Annotated in this window: 16 protein-coding genes; 1 reads left to right on the forward strand and 15 read right to left on the reverse strand. The window is 49.0% G+C overall.

What is annotated here, in order from left to right; translation table 11 throughout:
* Positions 1-95: 95 nt before the first annotated feature.
* A complete protein-coding gene (locus FGB90_RS06610; RefSeq protein WP_138809720.1) occupies positions 96-1,508 on the reverse strand; it encodes a sodium/glutamate symporter in 1,413 nt (470 codons plus the stop codon).
* Between the two features lie 165 nt (positions 1,509-1,673).
* On the opposite strand from FGB90_RS06610, the gene FGB90_RS06615 reads away from it, so the two are divergent.
* Complete coding sequence (locus FGB90_RS06615; RefSeq protein WP_138809721.1) at positions 1,674-1,880, forward strand: DUF2536 family protein; 207 nt, start codon at positions 1,674-1,676, stop codon at positions 1,878-1,880.
* A gap of 101 nt (positions 1,881-1,981) precedes the next feature.
* On the opposite strand, the gene FGB90_RS06620 is transcribed toward FGB90_RS06615, so the two are convergent.
* From FGB90_RS06620 to FGB90_RS06685, 14 genes are all read right to left on the reverse strand, one after another.
* Entirely contained in the window at positions 1,982-2,716 is a 735-nt protein-coding gene (locus FGB90_RS06620) for a YrrS family protein (RefSeq protein WP_138809722.1), read from the reverse strand.
* A gap of 647 nt (positions 2,717-3,363) precedes the next feature.
* The gene (gene greA, locus FGB90_RS06625; protein WP_138809723.1) at positions 3,364-3,837 is read right to left on the reverse strand and encodes a transcription elongation factor GreA; all 474 of its coding nucleotides are present in this window, start codon (positions 3,835-3,837) and stop codon (positions 3,364-3,366) included.
* A 348-nt stretch (positions 3,838-4,185) separates the two neighbouring features.
* Positions 4,186-4,821 (reverse strand): uridine kinase, encoded by a 636-nt coding sequence (gene udk, locus FGB90_RS06630; RefSeq protein WP_138809724.1) that lies wholly within the window; start codon positions 4,819-4,821, stop codon positions 4,186-4,188.
* On the reverse strand, positions 4,822-6,090 hold the full coding sequence (locus FGB90_RS06635; protein WP_138809725.1) for a peptidase U32 family protein: 1,269 nt from the start codon (positions 6,088-6,090) through the stop codon (positions 4,822-4,824).
* A gap of 13 nt (positions 6,091-6,103) precedes the next feature.
* Positions 6,104-7,033, reverse strand: a complete 930-nt coding sequence (locus FGB90_RS06640; RefSeq protein WP_138809726.1) for a peptidase U32 family protein — start codon at positions 7,031-7,033, stop codon at positions 6,104-6,106.
* 16 nt (positions 7,034-7,049) lie between these two features.
* On the reverse strand, positions 7,050-7,697 hold the full coding sequence (locus tag FGB90_RS06645; RefSeq protein WP_138809727.1) for an O-methyltransferase: 648 nt from the start codon (positions 7,695-7,697) through the stop codon (positions 7,050-7,052).
* Between the two features lie 354 nt (positions 7,698-8,051).
* A complete protein-coding gene (mltG, locus tag FGB90_RS06650; protein WP_246056069.1) occupies positions 8,052-9,221 on the reverse strand; it encodes an endolytic transglycosylase MltG in 1,170 nt (389 codons plus the stop codon).
* A 174-nt stretch (positions 9,222-9,395) separates the two neighbouring features.
* Positions 9,396-9,710: a DUF1292 domain-containing protein gene (locus FGB90_RS06655; protein ID WP_138809728.1), complete on the reverse strand. Its 315-nt coding sequence runs from the start codon at positions 9,708-9,710 to the stop codon at positions 9,396-9,398.
* 101 nt (positions 9,711-9,811) lie between these two features.
* Entirely contained in the window at positions 9,812-10,243 is a 432-nt protein-coding gene (gene ruvX / locus FGB90_RS06660; RefSeq protein WP_138809729.1) for a Holliday junction resolvase RuvX, read from the reverse strand.
* A gap of 9 nt (positions 10,244-10,252) precedes the next feature.
* The gene (locus FGB90_RS06665) at positions 10,253-10,522 is read right to left on the reverse strand and encodes an IreB family regulatory phosphoprotein (protein WP_138809730.1); all 270 of its coding nucleotides are present in this window, start codon (positions 10,520-10,522) and stop codon (positions 10,253-10,255) included.
* A gap of 100 nt (positions 10,523-10,622) precedes the next feature.
* Positions 10,623-13,259: an alanine--tRNA ligase gene (gene alaS, locus FGB90_RS06670; protein WP_138809731.1), complete on the reverse strand. Its 2,637-nt coding sequence runs from the start codon at positions 13,257-13,259 to the stop codon at positions 10,623-10,625.
* Between the two features lie 357 nt (positions 13,260-13,616).
* Positions 13,617-14,705: an AI-2E family transporter gene (locus FGB90_RS06675; RefSeq protein ID WP_171051726.1), complete on the reverse strand. Its 1,089-nt coding sequence runs from the start codon at positions 14,703-14,705 to the stop codon at positions 13,617-13,619.
* 199 nt (positions 14,706-14,904) lie between these two features.
* On the reverse strand, positions 14,905-15,102 hold the full coding sequence (locus FGB90_RS06680; RefSeq protein WP_138809733.1) for a DUF3918 family protein: 198 nt from the start codon (positions 15,100-15,102) through the stop codon (positions 14,905-14,907).
* 17 nt (positions 15,103-15,119) lie between these two features.
* On the reverse strand, positions 15,120-15,317 hold the full coding sequence (locus FGB90_RS06685; RefSeq protein ID WP_138809734.1) for a YrzR-like zinc ribbon domain: 198 nt from the start codon (positions 15,315-15,317) through the stop codon (positions 15,120-15,122).
* Positions 15,318-15,334: the final 17 nt, after the last annotated feature.

Raw genomic sequence — 15,334 nt, forward strand, 5'->3', positions numbered from 1 at the left:
TTCTGTTAAAAACAGCACCTTTAAATCACCTGCCCGCGCCTTCTTATTGGGTCACTTTTTTTATCATAGCCGATCACGAAAGTTCGGACAAGCTTTTATTTCCGGCCAAAGTACAGAAGACCAAACAGCAGCCAGAACAGTGTTACAACTGAAGCAAGTATAAGAACGGCAACCGGACCGAACTGGAAAATGAGCGGAAGTGATGCAGCGGTAAACAGTCCGCCTCCCACAAACGGTTCAAATAAAATCTGTTTGTATCCGAAACCTTCAAGAGCCGGAGTCCGGTTATCCGGGTCCGCCACTTTCATCAGCAGAAGTCCGGTCGCAGTGATCCCCGTCGCCTGACCAAAATCCCCGATTCCACGTTCGAACCAGTAGGTCGGAATCATTTTCGGTGCAAGGAAGATAAAGGCCAGAACGTTCCAGACAACACCTGCAACAGCAAGAGTGGCAAAAGCAGCGAAGTTTTCTCCAATTACAGTAAGGGAAACCGTCGCCAGCGCACTTACAATCAGAATATCAAGAGAAAACCCGCTGATCCGGTTGATCATTTTACGGTCGATCAGCCTGAAACGGTCATACTTATCCGAGATCAGCTGGGTAATGATGCCTCCGACCATCGCAAGCGGGAACAGTGGCACATAGATCATCAGATACGTATCCGTCAGCGGTCCCCACGTAAGAGCTTCCAGAAGAATCAGCCCTTCCAGAAGAAAGAAGCCGATCAGAATCGCAATTCCGACATAAGCGATATGCAGCGACAAAGGTTCAATGGATTCCGGACGAGTTGTCATTTCACCGGCACTGTCACGGTTTTCAAGTTCCACGATGCCGTTTCTTCCTTCACTTGAAAGACCCTGACGCTCGCCGCCGATTTCTTTCGCACGTCCTGTGCGCGCTCCCCAGTTAATGAGGATAATACCGACAATCACCCCTGTCAGAATACCGATGGTGGCAAGACCGATCGCAAGGTCAGCCCCTTCTTCAAAACCAAGTTCACTGAACGTGGGGCTGAGTCCGGCAGCTGTTCCGTGGCCGCCGACAAAACTGATTTCAATCAGCGCACCGGCCATCGGATTTACCCCGAAAACCGGAGCAAGAAAAAAGATAGCCAGCAGAAGTCCGACAACGTACTGACCCCAGGATACCATCTGCCCCATTGCCACCTGCGGTCCACCGATAATCCAGACTTTCCTGAGACTCGGCAGTGTTTTTCCAAGAAAGAGTGAAGCAAATACAATGTTAATAAACAGGCCCGGAAGTTCTGCCCAGACTGCTACTACTTCCTCCGGTATAAATCCATCTGTAAGGAAAAAATCATCACTGGCAAAAATCCCTGCGATCCTCCCGAGAATTTCAGGTCCGAAAAACAGAGCAAGCAGCCCTGCGATGATCGATGAGGGCAGAAACAGTTTCTGAAGCAGTGGTGAAAAAACGCGGATCCATTTTCCTATCACGATAAATAAACCAAGAATAATAAACGCCAGCCCTACCATTTCTGGTGACACAGCAATCCCTCCCGCGAGAAATAGAAACGACAAATATTTATAGTGTATTGAGTCTATTGGTTTATACTGATGCAGTTATTTTAAGGGACGTCCCTGCGCTTGTTCATTTGAGATGTTTTTTAGTATGCTTAATAAGCAGAAATCTAAGTAAGGAGTTTTTAAACCATGATTCTTCACACAGACAGCCTGAAAGATAAAGTTGAGTTCTTTGAAGCCGCCTCAATGGCAAAGCTTGAAGAGCAGATCCAGCGGAAAATTGATGACAACCAGGCGCTGATGCTCGGCGTTCACCATGTATCACATCAGGTTACAGTGACGGATAAGGGGCAGCGGATTTACACTGCAGTTGTTCACTTTAAGCTCGATAAATGACAGGTTTATAGTTCCGTGCTTCCCGCAATTGAAAGAAAAAAAGGGCGATCAGTCAGGCGGTTCTTTCACCTTACTGATCACCCTTTTTACTCTTGCTGTTTTTAGTAAGGGTTATGGTCAAGCTGCTCTACAGAGACAGGCTGCCATCCCTCATTATCTACCCACTCAATCCGGACTCTAAACGGATTATCACTGTGTTCATCGAGACCTACCGTCCCTACAGCGCTCTGGGCATCCCCGCCATTTTCAACCCGCCACATAATCATATCGGATTCATTTACATCAATGGCATAGGCAAATGCCTCACGCATTTCGTTCCAGTTCGTGCTGTCCCTTGTATAGTCAGCGTGGAACTCACCTTCTGAAAAGTTCTGCTCGGTCCCAATCGGTTCCCACTCACCGTCTTCCGGTGCAGAAGACCCGCTGCCGTTCTCATCTGATGTGTCGTCTTCTTCCGTACCATTTGTTTCTTCGGAGGAATCGTCAGCAGCTGTCTCCTCAGAAGATGCCCCTTCATCTTCTGTACCGTTTGAATCCTCTGATTCATCTGCGTCTTCTTCGTTAGTTCCTGTATCGAAATCGCTCCCGAAATCATCTTCAGTTTCATCTTCCTCTGGAGCTTCTTCATTGGCTTGTTCTTCTGCTGTATTGTTTTCTTCCTGTTCCTCATCACCGGCGGTAGGCGTTGTGCCTCCGCCTCCAAAGAGTGTCATTCCTCCGACTGCAAAAATAGAAACGACTACCAGAACAATGGCGATGTTCAGGAAACGGTTAATTCGCTGTTTTTTTCTCATTTCTGCCCGATTCGGGCTGCCGTATGTTCCATACTGAGCCATTCTTTCCCCTCCCTTTGCGGCAAGCTCATACACGGCTATTATAACCTGTCTGCGTATATTTTTCGAGGCCTAATTCACCGGTGTGACCGTGTTTTCGACAATTTTACACGAGTCCGGCTCTTCTTTGCACAGCTGTGAGGATCTCTTGCAGACTTTTATATAGGCGTTTTCGGAAAGATTGTTTTTTGTTCCGCTGCAGGCGGACGCTTTCCGCGGGCATCGCTTCAGCCTCCTCGGGAAAAACACCCTGCGGGGTCTTCGCCTGATGCTGTTCCCGCCGGAGTCGCCGCCTTTCGCTGCATTATTAATTTGGTCAATAACAACAATCTATACGAACACAGCCTTTCGGAAAGATTGTTTTTCTACGCTGCAGACCGACGCTTTCCGCAGGCAACACCTCAGCGGCGTGAAAGTTTCCTGCTTCTTCCTCTGCCGGTTAAGCTCCGAAGAAGGCTGCGTCGAAGCAACTCGAAGATAACTCACGGAGTAATCGCTCGTCGCTGGAGTCATCGGCCTTTCGCTCCTAAATAACACCAATTGCAACAATCTTTACGAAAAGAGCTTTTATATAACGCCTTGTCCGGAACAGCGGGAACATGCAAAAAGACACCCCGCCGGAACAGGGTGCCTTCTTTACTGTCATAATGCTAGCTGACTTCGATAATCTCCACTTCCATGTCGCCGCCAGGAGTCGATACGCTGACTCTTTCGCCGATCGTTTTACCGAGAAGGCTCTGGGCCATCGGTGAATCGTTGGAGATTTTTCCTTCGATTGGATCGGCTTCTGCGCGGCCGACAATCTGATAGCTCTCTTCGTCCCCGTCAGGAAGCTCTTTAAACTTCACGGACTTACCAAGGCTTACCACATTGGAATCTCCGGCGTTTTCTTCGATTATTTCTGCATTACGGATCATTTTTTCCAGCTGGTTGATACGGCCTTCCACGAAAGCCTGCTCTTCTTTTGCAGAGTCGTACTCGGAGTTCTCGGAGAGATCACCGAAGTCACGAGCGACTTTTATCCGTTCAACGACTTCCTTGCGTCGTTCTGTTTTCAGGTGCTCCAGCTCCTTTTCGAGCTTCTGTTTTCCTTCTTCTGTCATATAATGCTTTTCTTCTACCATGCTCTTTCACTCCTCCAGACAATTTGCTCCACAAGCGAACGCTTACAATTTTTAAAGGCCATTTTACGCGAAAAAAGCGCCTGCGTCCATTCCGGACACGCCCTGTATATCAGTCATATGAGAATTTCGGGTAAAAATGAACAGTATTTTAACAGAACCGTCTGAACGGTCTGTCTGTCCAAATCACGTTCGCTAAGTAAGAATAGGTACTAGCATAAAGAAAAAATGCTCAAAACGCAAACAGAATACCTGCCGTCTATATAAATAAAGGCTCAGCGCCCTTTTTCAGGACGCTGAACATACATTTCATACTGTTAAAGACAGTCTGTGCGTTTCTTCCTAATCCTATTATAAAATGGCTTTTTCTTCAAGTACTGTTTTAATTTTCGTAACCATAAGGTCGATGGCCACGCGGTTTTGCCCGCCTTCAGGAACGATGACATCCGCATACCGTTTCGTGGGCTCAATGAACTGCTGGTGCATCGGACGGACCACATCAGTATACTGATCGATCACAGATTCGATTGTCCGGCCACGCTCGTTGATGTCACGCATCATCCGGCGGATAATGCGTATATCTGCATCCGTATCCACAAACAGCTTAATATCCATCATATCGCGCAGGCGTTCATCCTCAAGAATGAGGATTCCCTCAAGAATGATCACATCCCTCGGCTCCACGGGAATAACCTCATCACTGCGGGTATGGTTTTTATAGTCGTAAACCGGCTTATCAATCCGCTCCTCATTTTTGAGCATTTTCAGATGCTCGAGGAGCAGGTCGTTATCAAAAGCGAGAGGATGATCGTAGTTCGTCTGAAGACGCTCCTCCATCGGCAGATGATCCTGGTTTTTATAATAGGCATCCTGTTCGATCATCACGATCGACTGGGTTTTAAACTGGCAGTAGATTTCGTTTGCAACGGTCGTTTTTCCGGAACCGGATCCGCCTGCAACACCGATAATAATCGGCTTTCTGTTCATTTAGGATACTCCCTTTCTCATCATGTTGTCAGGGTAAAGATGCCGGTCCACTTTAAAGCGGACAATCTGAAGCGGATGCCTTGCTGCATCCAGTTCTCTCCCTTTTTCATCCCAGACTTTGTCCACTTTCTGGCTGAAATTATCAATTTCGGGTCCGAAAAACTCCACCGTATCACCGGGACGGAAAAAGTTCCGCTGCTGGAGCGTCACCATTTTCGTTTCCCTGTCGTAATCAAGAACCAGTCCCGAGAAATCATGGGAAGCCTGGTGGCTGTGATTTTCAAACAGCTGTTCCTTATATCCGGGTACATTTTCAAAGAAGGCAGGGGCTGCCGGCCGGTTGGCACACTTGGCAAGCTCTGTTAGCCATTCCTGCTTAATTTTAAAGTTATCCGGATCTGCACAGTAGGCATCAATCACTTTCCGGTACACACTCACGACTGTTGCCACGTAATGAATTGATTTCATCCGCCCTTCGATCTTCAGGCTGTCAATCCCGGCCTCTACAAGCTTCGGTATGGATTCAATCAGGTTCAGGTCTTTTGGACTCATGGCAAACGGGGAATCGTCTTCGCCGAACAGGGCGTTTTCGCGGCTTGAAGCTTCACTGCCTTCATACAGATGGTAATCCCACCGGCATGACTGGCAGCAGCCTCCCCGGTTTGAATCCCGGGCTGTCATGTGATTACTGAGCACACAGCGGCCGGAATAGGCGATGCACATTGCTCCGTGAATAAATGTTTCGATTTCAATATCCACGTTCTTCTTCATTTCGAGCATTTCCTGAAGGCCCACTTCTCTTGCAAGGACAACGCGCTCCAGTCCTTCTTCCTTCCAGAACTTCACTGCCTGCCAGTTTGTCAGTGACTGCTGGGTGGATAGGTGGATCTCAAGTTTCGGCGCTGCACGCTTGCATGTTTCAATAATAAGCGGGTCGGCAACGATAATCCCCTTAATTCCCACGCGCTGAAGTTCCTGAAGGTATTCCTCCAGGCCGTCCATGTTTTCATTGTGGGCGAAAATGTTCGTTGTAACATAAATGCAGGCGCCGTACTTCTTTGCAAAGTTGACTCCTTCTTCCATTTGATCGATGGAAAAATTACCTGCGTTTGATCGGAGTCCGAAGTCCCTTCCGCCGATAAATACAGCATCGGCCCCGTAATGGACGGCAATCTTCAGTTTCTCCAGATTCCCCGCCGGGGCAAGAAGCTCCGGCTTTTTCGTAATGATACGTTTTTCCCCGCTCGTACGTTCAGCAGGCTGTCCCATTGCTCATTCCCCCTTAATACACCGTTTCCTTGAAGAAGAACCCTGTATCCACGCTTCGGCTTTCAGGCTGAAGGGCTTTAGCACGTTCGAGAAATTCTTCTTTTTTATCAAAATAGCTGTCTTCGTTCTGTGCATAAAGATCGACGGCTTCCCGGTAGAGCCGGGTCATTTGAGTGAGATATTCACTGCTTTTCAGGATTCCGTCGATTTTAAAGCTGTCTATTTCCGCGTCCATCAGCTCGTCCAGCTCGTCAATCATGCACACATCCTTGGGGCTCATAATGTGTGTACCGTTCTCATCCTCCCATACAGGGTAGTCGTAATCACGCTCCGGATCATGCAGGAAAAGTGTGCGGTCCTTGCTTCTGCCTTCCACTTTCAGGTTTTTGCCTTGAAATTCCATGTAGTTGCCAAGAAGTGTTCTCTTTGACTGGAACATGCATGTCATTCCGTGGACCTGGATCTCCACGGCAATATCAGCGTTTTCCTTTATCTCCACAACCGCATCGAGATTCAACTCTCTTGCCAGTACGGCACGGGCTGCCCCTTTCCGTCCCCAGTAGTTAACGGTATACCAGTTTGTTCCGGTCGTTTCCGTGCTCCAGTGCAGAGGAAGATCAGGTGCAGCTTCTCTTGCTGCCATAATCACCGCAGGATCGCCAAACACAACACCGTCCACGCCGGTGTTCCCCAGAAAAGCCAGATAATCGTGGAGAAGAGGCAGTTTTTCGTTATGAAATAAGGCGTTCATTGCCACGTACACTTTCGCTTTACCCTGCGCCTCTTTGACTGCAGTTTCAATATCGGCGCGGCTGAATTCTCCTGCCAGGCGCAGTCCGTAGGTTTCCTCACCGATGAGGAACGCGTCAGCCCCTGCTTCAATAAGGGGAACGATATCTTCTGCTGATCGGGGCGTTACGAGTAATTCCGGTTTTACTGTCATGCTCGAAGGCACCACCTTACTTTTTTATACTCACCATCAGGCCGTCTCCGACCGGATATATCATGCTTGTAAATCGCTCATCCTGCATACGTCTCTCATTGTACTCCTGGAGTCGGGTCACCATCGTGCGGATCCGCTTCTTATCAGGCTCTTCCTCGCCTGCCACGTAGCCTTTAAACAGGATGTTATCGGAAAAAATGATACCGCCCTGTCTTACCATCGGCTCATACAGTTCAAAAAAACGCTCGTACTGGCCTTTCGCTGCGTCGATAAACAGGGCATCGTAAGGGCCGTGTTTACTGACTTCCGCTTCTGTTTCCAGGGCGTCCCCTTCAATGATTCTGATGCGATCATCTGCTCGGGCACGTTCATGATAAACCGCTGCCTGAGCTGCACGTTCCGTATCGCGTTCAACCGTGACGATTTGCGCATCAGGCAGACGGTCCGCAAGCCGCAGGGACGAGTAACCAATCGCTGTGCCAATTTCGAGTACTTTCCGCGCCCTGTGCAGCATGAGAAACTGCAGCAGCGACTCCATGCCCGCCGGTTCCATAATCGGAACCCGTTCTTCATTGGCTTTCTGCTCCATTTCCTTAAGCAGACCGGTTCGGGGAGAGATCAGGGATTCAATATACTGTTCTGTTTTTGATGTATGGCTTTCCATAAAAAAGGGCCTCCTTCACAAGGGCCTCGATTAATTTCCGACTGGATTATTACTGTTCTAAACAACAGTTAATTTTATCACAAAGAGGATGCGGTGTTAAATCCAATTGTGACGTTTTATTTACATGGCTCTGTTAAAGTTCGTTGTTGATTTTCGCTCTCTGCGCTCCCTTTTCGCTGGAGTGTCGCGCGTTCCAATCAACTTTTAAAAATCACCATTAAGATTTAACAGAGCCATTTACATAAGAAGAGAGATACGAAGTTAACTTGTAATTATTTTTATTTACCTGTCCTGATCATAATCGGCAGCTTCCATTACCGCAAAAAAGAAACGCCCCTGACAGGGCGTTCCTCGTTACTGATTATCCCGGTATTCGCGGAGAATCTGCTGGTGATCCTCATACGTTTCGCTCGGATGGAAATTACCTTCCGTGTCGTGATAGAAGTAGCGGTAGTCGTGCTCCTCAGGATCGAACGCAGCTCTGATCGACTCAGCTCCCGGGTTATTGATCGGGCCTGGCGGGAGACCGTCTATAACGTATGTGTTATAGGGGTTTTCGTACCTGGTCTGCTCCTGGGTAGGCGAGGATACACGCTCTCCATACCCATAAACCGCCGTCGGGTCCATCTGCAGCCGCATCGGGTTCTCGGCGCTTAGACGGTTGTCAATAATTCCGGAAATGATCCCGCGCTCATCATCGCCTGAAGCTTCCCCTTCAATGATGGAAGCAACCGTGAGAAGTTCATGAATACTGTAATCCGTATCCGGGGCACCTTCACTAACGTTGTTGTATACACCCTGCATTCTGGCAATCATCCGCTCAATAATCTCTTCCTTTGAAGGGTTGTCGTCGGTAAAATCATACCGGGCCGGGAACAGATAGCCTTCAAGTGGATAACGGATGTTCTCGTTTTCAAGAATGGAACCATTAAGAATAGAGAATTGCCCAACTAACTCTTTAAGATACTCATCATCCTCCATAAGCTCCATCAGTTCTTCGTGTTCATGTTCTGTATTGTCGGCGATAACCGCCATGACTTCTTCAAGCCAGAGTCCTTCAGGCACCGTAAAATTGAGCTCATACTCCTCATCAATTCTTCCGTCCTTAAGGGATTCAATGATTTCGTCCATGTTCATGGAAGGCGAAAGTTCATAGGTTCCGGCCTGAAAACCGCTTTCGTTCCTGTATCGGACGTAGTAACGGAAAATCGTCCCGTTATCTACAATACCTTCGTCTTCAAGAATTGAACCGATTCCTGCACTGGAGGAACCCATTGGAATTTCAACTTCCCTGACTTCATCGTTATCCTCATCCACCGGGCCTATGGCGTTCGTAATGAATACGTATGTTCCGCCAATCACTCCCCCGACGGTGAGCACGATCAGTACGAAGCATACGAGTACGATTTTTCGTACGAGACTCGCTTCCTTCGCACGGTTTTCAAGTTTATGTACAATTTTATCCTGTTCTTTTTTCTCATCTATACCGGACTGGTCCCGGTCTGTTCGGTTTTCATCAGACAACAGCGGCTCCCCCTTTCACTTCCACTATTATACTATAAAACGACAGAATTACGATACGAAAACGACAAATTCCGTCCTGTAGTCCTCTCCCGCGCCTTGGAATGCCTGTCTTCTCCATGCACAGGGCTCGCACAAAAGAACCGCCTCCGTTTCCCGGAAGCGGCCGCATTTTATTTACTCTTCCTCATCACTGACGATGGTGTTGAACACTTCTGTCACCATTTCCCACTCTTCTTCACTTTCGATCATGAAAAGGCGGTCCGGTTCTTCATAGCGGAAAGCCTGAACTTCCACTTCTTCCTCGTCATCATTGTCCGTGCCTTCAGGCTGGAGGAATATATACGCATTGCTGTTTGTGTCCAGTTCAAAACGGAACAGTTCCTCAAACACATATTCCTCTCCTGTTTCCTGATCGGGAATGATAAATCTTTCTGCGTCATCAGCAGGTTCAAGTACGCGTACACCTTCAAGTTTGTTTTCTTCGCTCATATTAAACCCTCGCTTCTCATTTTTAGGTGTTTAAAAGCTTCTCCACCGGATGGCCCTGCATCCGCTTCTGTCCGCCTAATAAACAGTATTTCCCGCTTTTCCTACTTCAGTCCGCCGGATTGATTTCTGTCCAGGTAATTCTGAAGAATCATAACGGCTGCCATTTTATCAATGACGTTTTTCCGTTTTTTCCTGCTGACATCAGCAGAAACAAGCATACGTTCTGCCGCCGCTGTGGTGAGCCGTTCATCTTCCATTACCACCTTCAGTCCCGTTCTTTCACGGAGAATGTCCGCAAAATCTATACAGGCCTGGCCCCGTTCACCGATATCACCGTTCATATGTTTCGGAAGGCCAACGACAATGGTTGTAACGTCATGTTCTTTAATCCAGTGCTGAATCCGCTCGATCGCAGGATCCTGGTAGGTGTCGTTCCACCTGATTGTCTCCAGACCCTGGGCTGTCCAGCCGAAAGCATCACTGACGGCGACACCGATGGTTCTGGTGCCGACGTCAAGTCCAAGTGATTTCATTGTTTACCGTTACCCCTCTTTGCTGTGCTGCGTAAGATAGGACTTCACAAGCTCTTCGATCAGCTCGTCCCGCTCAATTTTACGGATCATGGAACGGGCGTCATTGTGTCTTGGAATGTAGGCCGGGTCTCCGGACAGCAGATAGCCGACAATCTGATTAATCGGGTTGTACCCTTTTTCTTCAAGGGCTGCATAAACTTTCATCAGTACTTCTTTTGCGTCTGCATCCATTGAATCATCGTGGAAGTTGAACTTCATCGTGTTATCCATCGAACTCATAACAAAACACCTCTCCTGTCTGTGTCTCACGTTCTCCGTGGACCGTTTCATCCTGTTCCTGTCAGAAGGGACCTTTTTCCTTGACACACTCCGGAAGGAATCAGGAATCTCTTTTCACAAGATCTGTCACTGATGCGAGGGCCTCCTGGAGACGTGACGGGTCTTTCCCGCCTGCCTGGGCCATATCAGGGCGTCCACCGCCACCTCCGCCGCAGCGGCTGGCTACTTCTTTAACCAGTTTACCCGCATGGTAGCCTTCTTTAACAAGATCTTTGGATACGGAAGCAACAATGCTTACCTTTTCCCCCTGTGCAGCTCCTAATACGAGGATACCTGAGCCGAGCTTGTCTTTCAAAGAATCTGCCATCTGCCGGAGACCATTCATGTCCGAGGCACTCACTTTCGTGCTCAGCACTTTGACACCATCAACTTCTTCGACCTGATCGAGAACGCTGCCTGCTTCCATATTACCGAGTTTTGCAGCGAGGGATTCGTTTTCCTTCTGCTTATCCTTTAGCTGTTTCTGCAGCTGTTCCACGCGCTGGGGAACATCATGAAGATTCGCTTTAAGCAGGCCTGCCGCTTCTTTGAGCATTCCAACCTGACTGTTCATATGGCGGTAGGCCCCTTCTCCGGTTACGGCTTCTATTCGCCGTACCCCTGCTCCGATTCCTGCTTCGGAGACAATTTTAAACAGGCCGATTTCCGCACTGTTGTTTACATGGCAGCCGCCGCAGAGTTCAAGGCTGTAATCCCCGACTTTTACAACGCGTACTTCATCACCGTATTTCTCTCCGAAAAGGGCCATGGCGCCCATTTCTTTTGCTTCGGCAAGCGATTTATACATCGTCTGTACCGGGATGCCCTGCCATACTTTTTCATTGACAGCCTGTTCAATTCTCTCCATCTCTTCTTCGCTTACCTGACCGAAATGGGAAAAGTCAAAGCGAAGGCGTTCGTTCTGTACAAGTGACCCGGCCTGGTTGACATGATCTCCCAGAACATCTTTAAGTGCCTGGTGAAGAAGATGAGTTGCCGTATGATTTTTGACGACACCGGTCCGGTTCGACTGATCGACCCTGGCGCTTAGCCCCATTCCTTTTTCCAGGACGCCTTCTGTGACTTCCACTGTGTGGAGGTTCTGGCCGTTCGGTGCTTTCTGTACATCCAGGACACGGAGTTTTACGCCCTCAGTTTCCATCGTTCCCGTATCAGCAATCTGCCCTCCGCTTTCTGCATAAAACGGTGTGCGATCCACGATAATCTGGGCGGTTTCTCCGGCTTCAGCCCGCTCAGCCAGTGCCTTGTCCTTTACAATCACGTTTACGACTGACGGAATTTCAAGTACATCGTAGCCGATGAACTGGCTCGGTTCCTTAATGTTTCCGAGCACCTCGTCCTGGGTCTGCATGGAGCCTGAAGACTGCCGTGCTGCCCGGGCGCGGTCACGCTGCTTTTTCATTTCTGTTTCGAAACCTTCCGTATCGACCGTGTAGCCGGCATCCGTTACATACTCTTCTGTAAGGTCAACCGGGAAGCCGTACGTGTCGTACAGTTTGAATACATCGGCACCGGAAATCTCCGTCTTTCCTTCTTTTTTCGCAGCTTCCATTACTTTATTCAGCATGGCAAGACCTTCATTCAGCGTTTCATGAAAGCGGTCTTCCTCGTTTTTCACCACTTTGCGGATAAATTCTTCCTTCTCTTTTACTTCAGGATAGAAGGCTTCCATAATTTCTCCTGTGACCGGTACGAGTTCATGCATAAACGGACGGTCAATTCCGATCTGCTTGGCATAGCGCACAGCCCTGCGAAGAAGTCTTCTTAAAACGTAACCGCGGCCTTCATTGGATGGAAGTGCACCGTCGGATACGGCAAACGTCACAGTCCGGATATGGTCGGCCACCACTTTGAACGCCGTGTCGGTCTCCGGCGATGCGCCGTATTTTGTATCCGCCATTGCTTCGGTGGCACGTATAATCGGCATAAACAGGTCTGTATCAAAGTTCGTACGGGCATCCTGAATCACGCTTACCATCCGCTCAAGGCCCATACCGGTATCAATGTTCTTCTTTGGAAGCGGCGTATAGCTCCCGTCCTGATTGTGATTAAACTGGGAAAACACAAGGTTCCAGATTTCAAGATGACGCTCGTTTTCCCCACCCGGGAACATTTCCGGATCGCTCGGGTCGTCGCCGTATTCCGGTCCTCTGTCGTAGAAAATCTCGGTATTTGGACCACACGGGCCTTCACCGATATCCCAGAAGTTTTCCTCCAGCCGGATAATCCGCTCTTTCGGCAGTCCGACTTCCTCGTGCCAGATCTGAAATGCCTCGTCGTCATCCGGATAAATGGTTACGGCAAGCTTTTCAGGATCGAAACCGATCCACTTTTCACTTGTGAGAAATTCCCACGCCCAGTGAATGGATTCTTTTTTGAAATAATCACCGATGGAGAAGTTCCCCAGCATTTCAAAGAACGTATGGTGACGGGCTGTTTTCCCCACGTTTTCAATATCATTTGTGCGGATCGATTTCTGTGCATTTACGATCCGAGGGTTATTTGGGATTACGCGGCCGTCAAAATACTTTTTCAGAGTGGCAACACCACTATTGATCCAGAGCAGGGACGGATCCTCATGAGGGACCAGTGAAGCACTCGGTTCCACGTCGTGTCCTTTTTCCTTAAAGAAATCGAGATACATCTGTCTTACTTCTGCTGATGTTAATCGTTTCATCAGTTTTTCCTCCTTTTTTAAATGGTGCTGGCTTTTCCGTGTACTGGTGCGCTGTCCGGAAATTCAGGGCATAAAAAAATCCCGCCCCTGAAAATCAGGGACGAGAGTATGTATACTCACGCGGTACCACCCTGGTTACGTACCCGTTTTCGGGGACGTCACCTCGCAACACAGTAACAGTGTGTCAGCCGGCAGGGATTAGCCTGCTCTCCGGAGTAGCCGAACGTCAATCTTCACCGGATTCCTTTCAGCCTGGGGAATCCTCTCTGGGAGGTGGGCTTTGACGTTTCCGTTCCTTCACCAATTTCACTTATGAATGTCTGTCTGCTCTCATTATAGAAAGCGGGACGGACGTTGTCAATAACGGTCATGGTCAATCGGCACCCTTCTGTCCCGTATAAGCTTTCTTATATGGATCAAAAAGACTTTTACTACAGCGAGAAGGGGGACAGCTGCGATCAGGCCGATCACACCGGCAAGTTCCCCACCGACCACCAGGGCAAAAATAATCAGCACCGGATGCATATGAAGCGACCTGCCGACAATCAGCGGGCCGAGGATGTTACCTTCGATGACCTGAACGACCAGCACGACACCGATAACGAGCAGGGCCGTCTGGAGATTGACTGTCAGGGCAACCGCCAGGGCAGGCACTGCGCCGATAAAGGGACCGAAATACGGAATGATATTCGTAATGGCAATAAAGGTTGCGATCAGGGATGCATACGGCAGACCGATCAGCCAGAATCCGGCGAAAGATACGATCCCAACTCCTATACAGACGAGAATCTGCCCGCGGATGTAGTTGCCAAGGGATTCATCCACATCGTGCATCAGCTGTTTCCCTTCCCCGCGCCACCTTTCAGGAGTAAAGTACCAGACTGTTTTATAGATCAGACGGATATCCTTCAGGAGGTAAAAAACGATGAACGGAATCACGATCAGAAGAAACATAAGATCCCAGACGGTGCGGAGGATATTGACAATTCCAAGCACGAGGTCTGCTGTGACCGCTTCGCCTCTTTCCAGCCAGGCGTCCGCTTTTGCCTGGAAATTGTCCGGCAGCCACGCTGTCTGTTCATGAAATTCCGCTACCCAGTCTCTGTAGGTGCCCGCCAGTACAGGCAGCTGATTGAGAAGATCCTTTCCTTCTGCAATGAGATACGGTGTGGCTTTAATAACAGCAGTAACGAAAAGAGCTGTAAAAATACCGAAAATAAGAAGAATGGAGTAAGGACGGTGAATGCCTTTCCTGTCGAGCCACTCTACAGCCGGATGAAGAAGATAGGTGAGAAATACGGCTGCGGCAAAAGGGAGCAGAATCCTGCCTGCCTTTACCCATAGTCCGCTAAGGGCATCCATCATCATATAGAGAACTGCGGCAATAATCAGTGCCAGCAGAATAATACCGAGCTGCATAAGCCGGCGTAAAGGCCCTTCTCTCACATTCCACACCCCCTCTGTCTTAGAGTGCGCCCAGGATGGGATTTTTAACCGGAGGGATTGGGTGGAACGCGGGAGTTCCGGGAGGGAGTCGGATAAAAACCCCCTCATCCGGAACACAAAAAAACCGGCCGTTCCCACTAAAGGGTCCGGCCGGCAGAAATCCGGCATCCCGGGAGCAGTCCCGGGTATACCAGTGCTGTTATGAGATCGCTCTCATTACTCTTCTCCGGTAACGCTTCATCTGACGTTTGCTCGGCATAATGTCATCGAGAGCAAACTCTTCAAGAAAGTTCGCGTTATCGATCCGCTTTTTCCAGCGTTTTCTGCTTTTCTGGTCCATCGTCATGGTGTAGTAAGCTACCCCTGCACCGATGGCCAAAAGTCCGAAAGTCCTCATTCGTCTGTCACCACCAGTCAGAAGTCTGTATTGACACGACGTTCTTCTTCTGCGAAAAGGTCATCGAGGGAACTCAGTGTTCCGTCAGACTCCACTTGATGGAGTGACAGCCGGCCGTTCGTCAGGGTCAGTTCGATGAAGCAGTTCCAGCAGTAGTACTGGTTTGCTCCAATCTTTCCAATATCTTTGCTTTTACAGTTCGGGCAACGCATCATTCTGCTCTCCTCCAGAC

It is taken from the genome of Alteribacter natronophilus (genome assembly GCF_006007885.1).
Classification (GTDB): domain Bacteria; phylum Bacillota; class Bacilli; order Bacillales; family Salisediminibacteriaceae; genus Alteribacter; species Alteribacter natronophilus.

Bases quoted from the DNA above. Each gene is read 5' to 3' on its own strand.
- alaS (WP_138809731.1), bottom strand. From the start codon at position 13,259: ATGAAACGATTAACATCAGCAGAAGTAAGACAGATGTATCTCGATTTC.
- FGB90_RS06685 (WP_138809734.1), bottom strand. From the start codon at position 15,317: ATGATGCGTTGCCCGAACTGTAAAAGCAAAGATATTGGAAAGATTGGA.
- FGB90_RS06665 (WP_138809730.1), bottom strand. From the start codon at position 10,522: ATGAGTTCGATGGATAACACGATGAAGTTCAACTTCCACGATGATTCA.
- FGB90_RS06640 (WP_138809726.1), bottom strand. From the start codon at position 7,033: ATGACAGTAAAACCGGAATTACTCGTAACGCCCCGATCAGCAGAAGAT.
- greA (WP_138809723.1), bottom strand. From the start codon at position 3,837: ATGGTAGAAGAAAAGCATTATATGACAGAAGAAGGAAAACAGAAGCTC.
- FGB90_RS06655 (WP_138809728.1), bottom strand. From the start codon at position 9,710: ATGAGCGAAGAAAACAAACTTGAAGGTGTACGCGTACTTGAACCTGCT.
- FGB90_RS06645 (WP_138809727.1), bottom strand. From the start codon at position 7,697: ATGGAAAGCCATACATCAAAAACAGAACAGTATATTGAATCCCTGATC.
- ruvX (WP_138809729.1), bottom strand. From the start codon at position 10,243: ATGAAATCACTTGGACTTGACGTCGGCACCAGAACCATCGGTGTCGCC.
- udk (WP_138809724.1), bottom strand. From the start codon at position 4,821: ATGAACAGAAAGCCGATTATTATCGGTGTTGCAGGCGGATCCGGTTCC.
- FGB90_RS06615 (WP_138809721.1), top strand. From the start codon at position 1,674: ATGATTCTTCACACAGACAGCCTGAAAGATAAAGTTGAGTTCTTTGAA.
- FGB90_RS06620 (WP_138809722.1), bottom strand. From the start codon at position 2,716: ATGGCTCAGTATGGAACATACGGCAGCCCGAATCGGGCAGAAATGAGA.
- FGB90_RS06680 (WP_138809733.1), bottom strand. From the start codon at position 15,102: ATGAGGACTTTCGGACTTTTGGCCATCGGTGCAGGGGTAGCTTACTAC.
- FGB90_RS06635 (WP_138809725.1), bottom strand. From the start codon at position 6,090: ATGGGACAGCCTGCTGAACGTACGAGCGGGGAAAAACGTATCATTACG.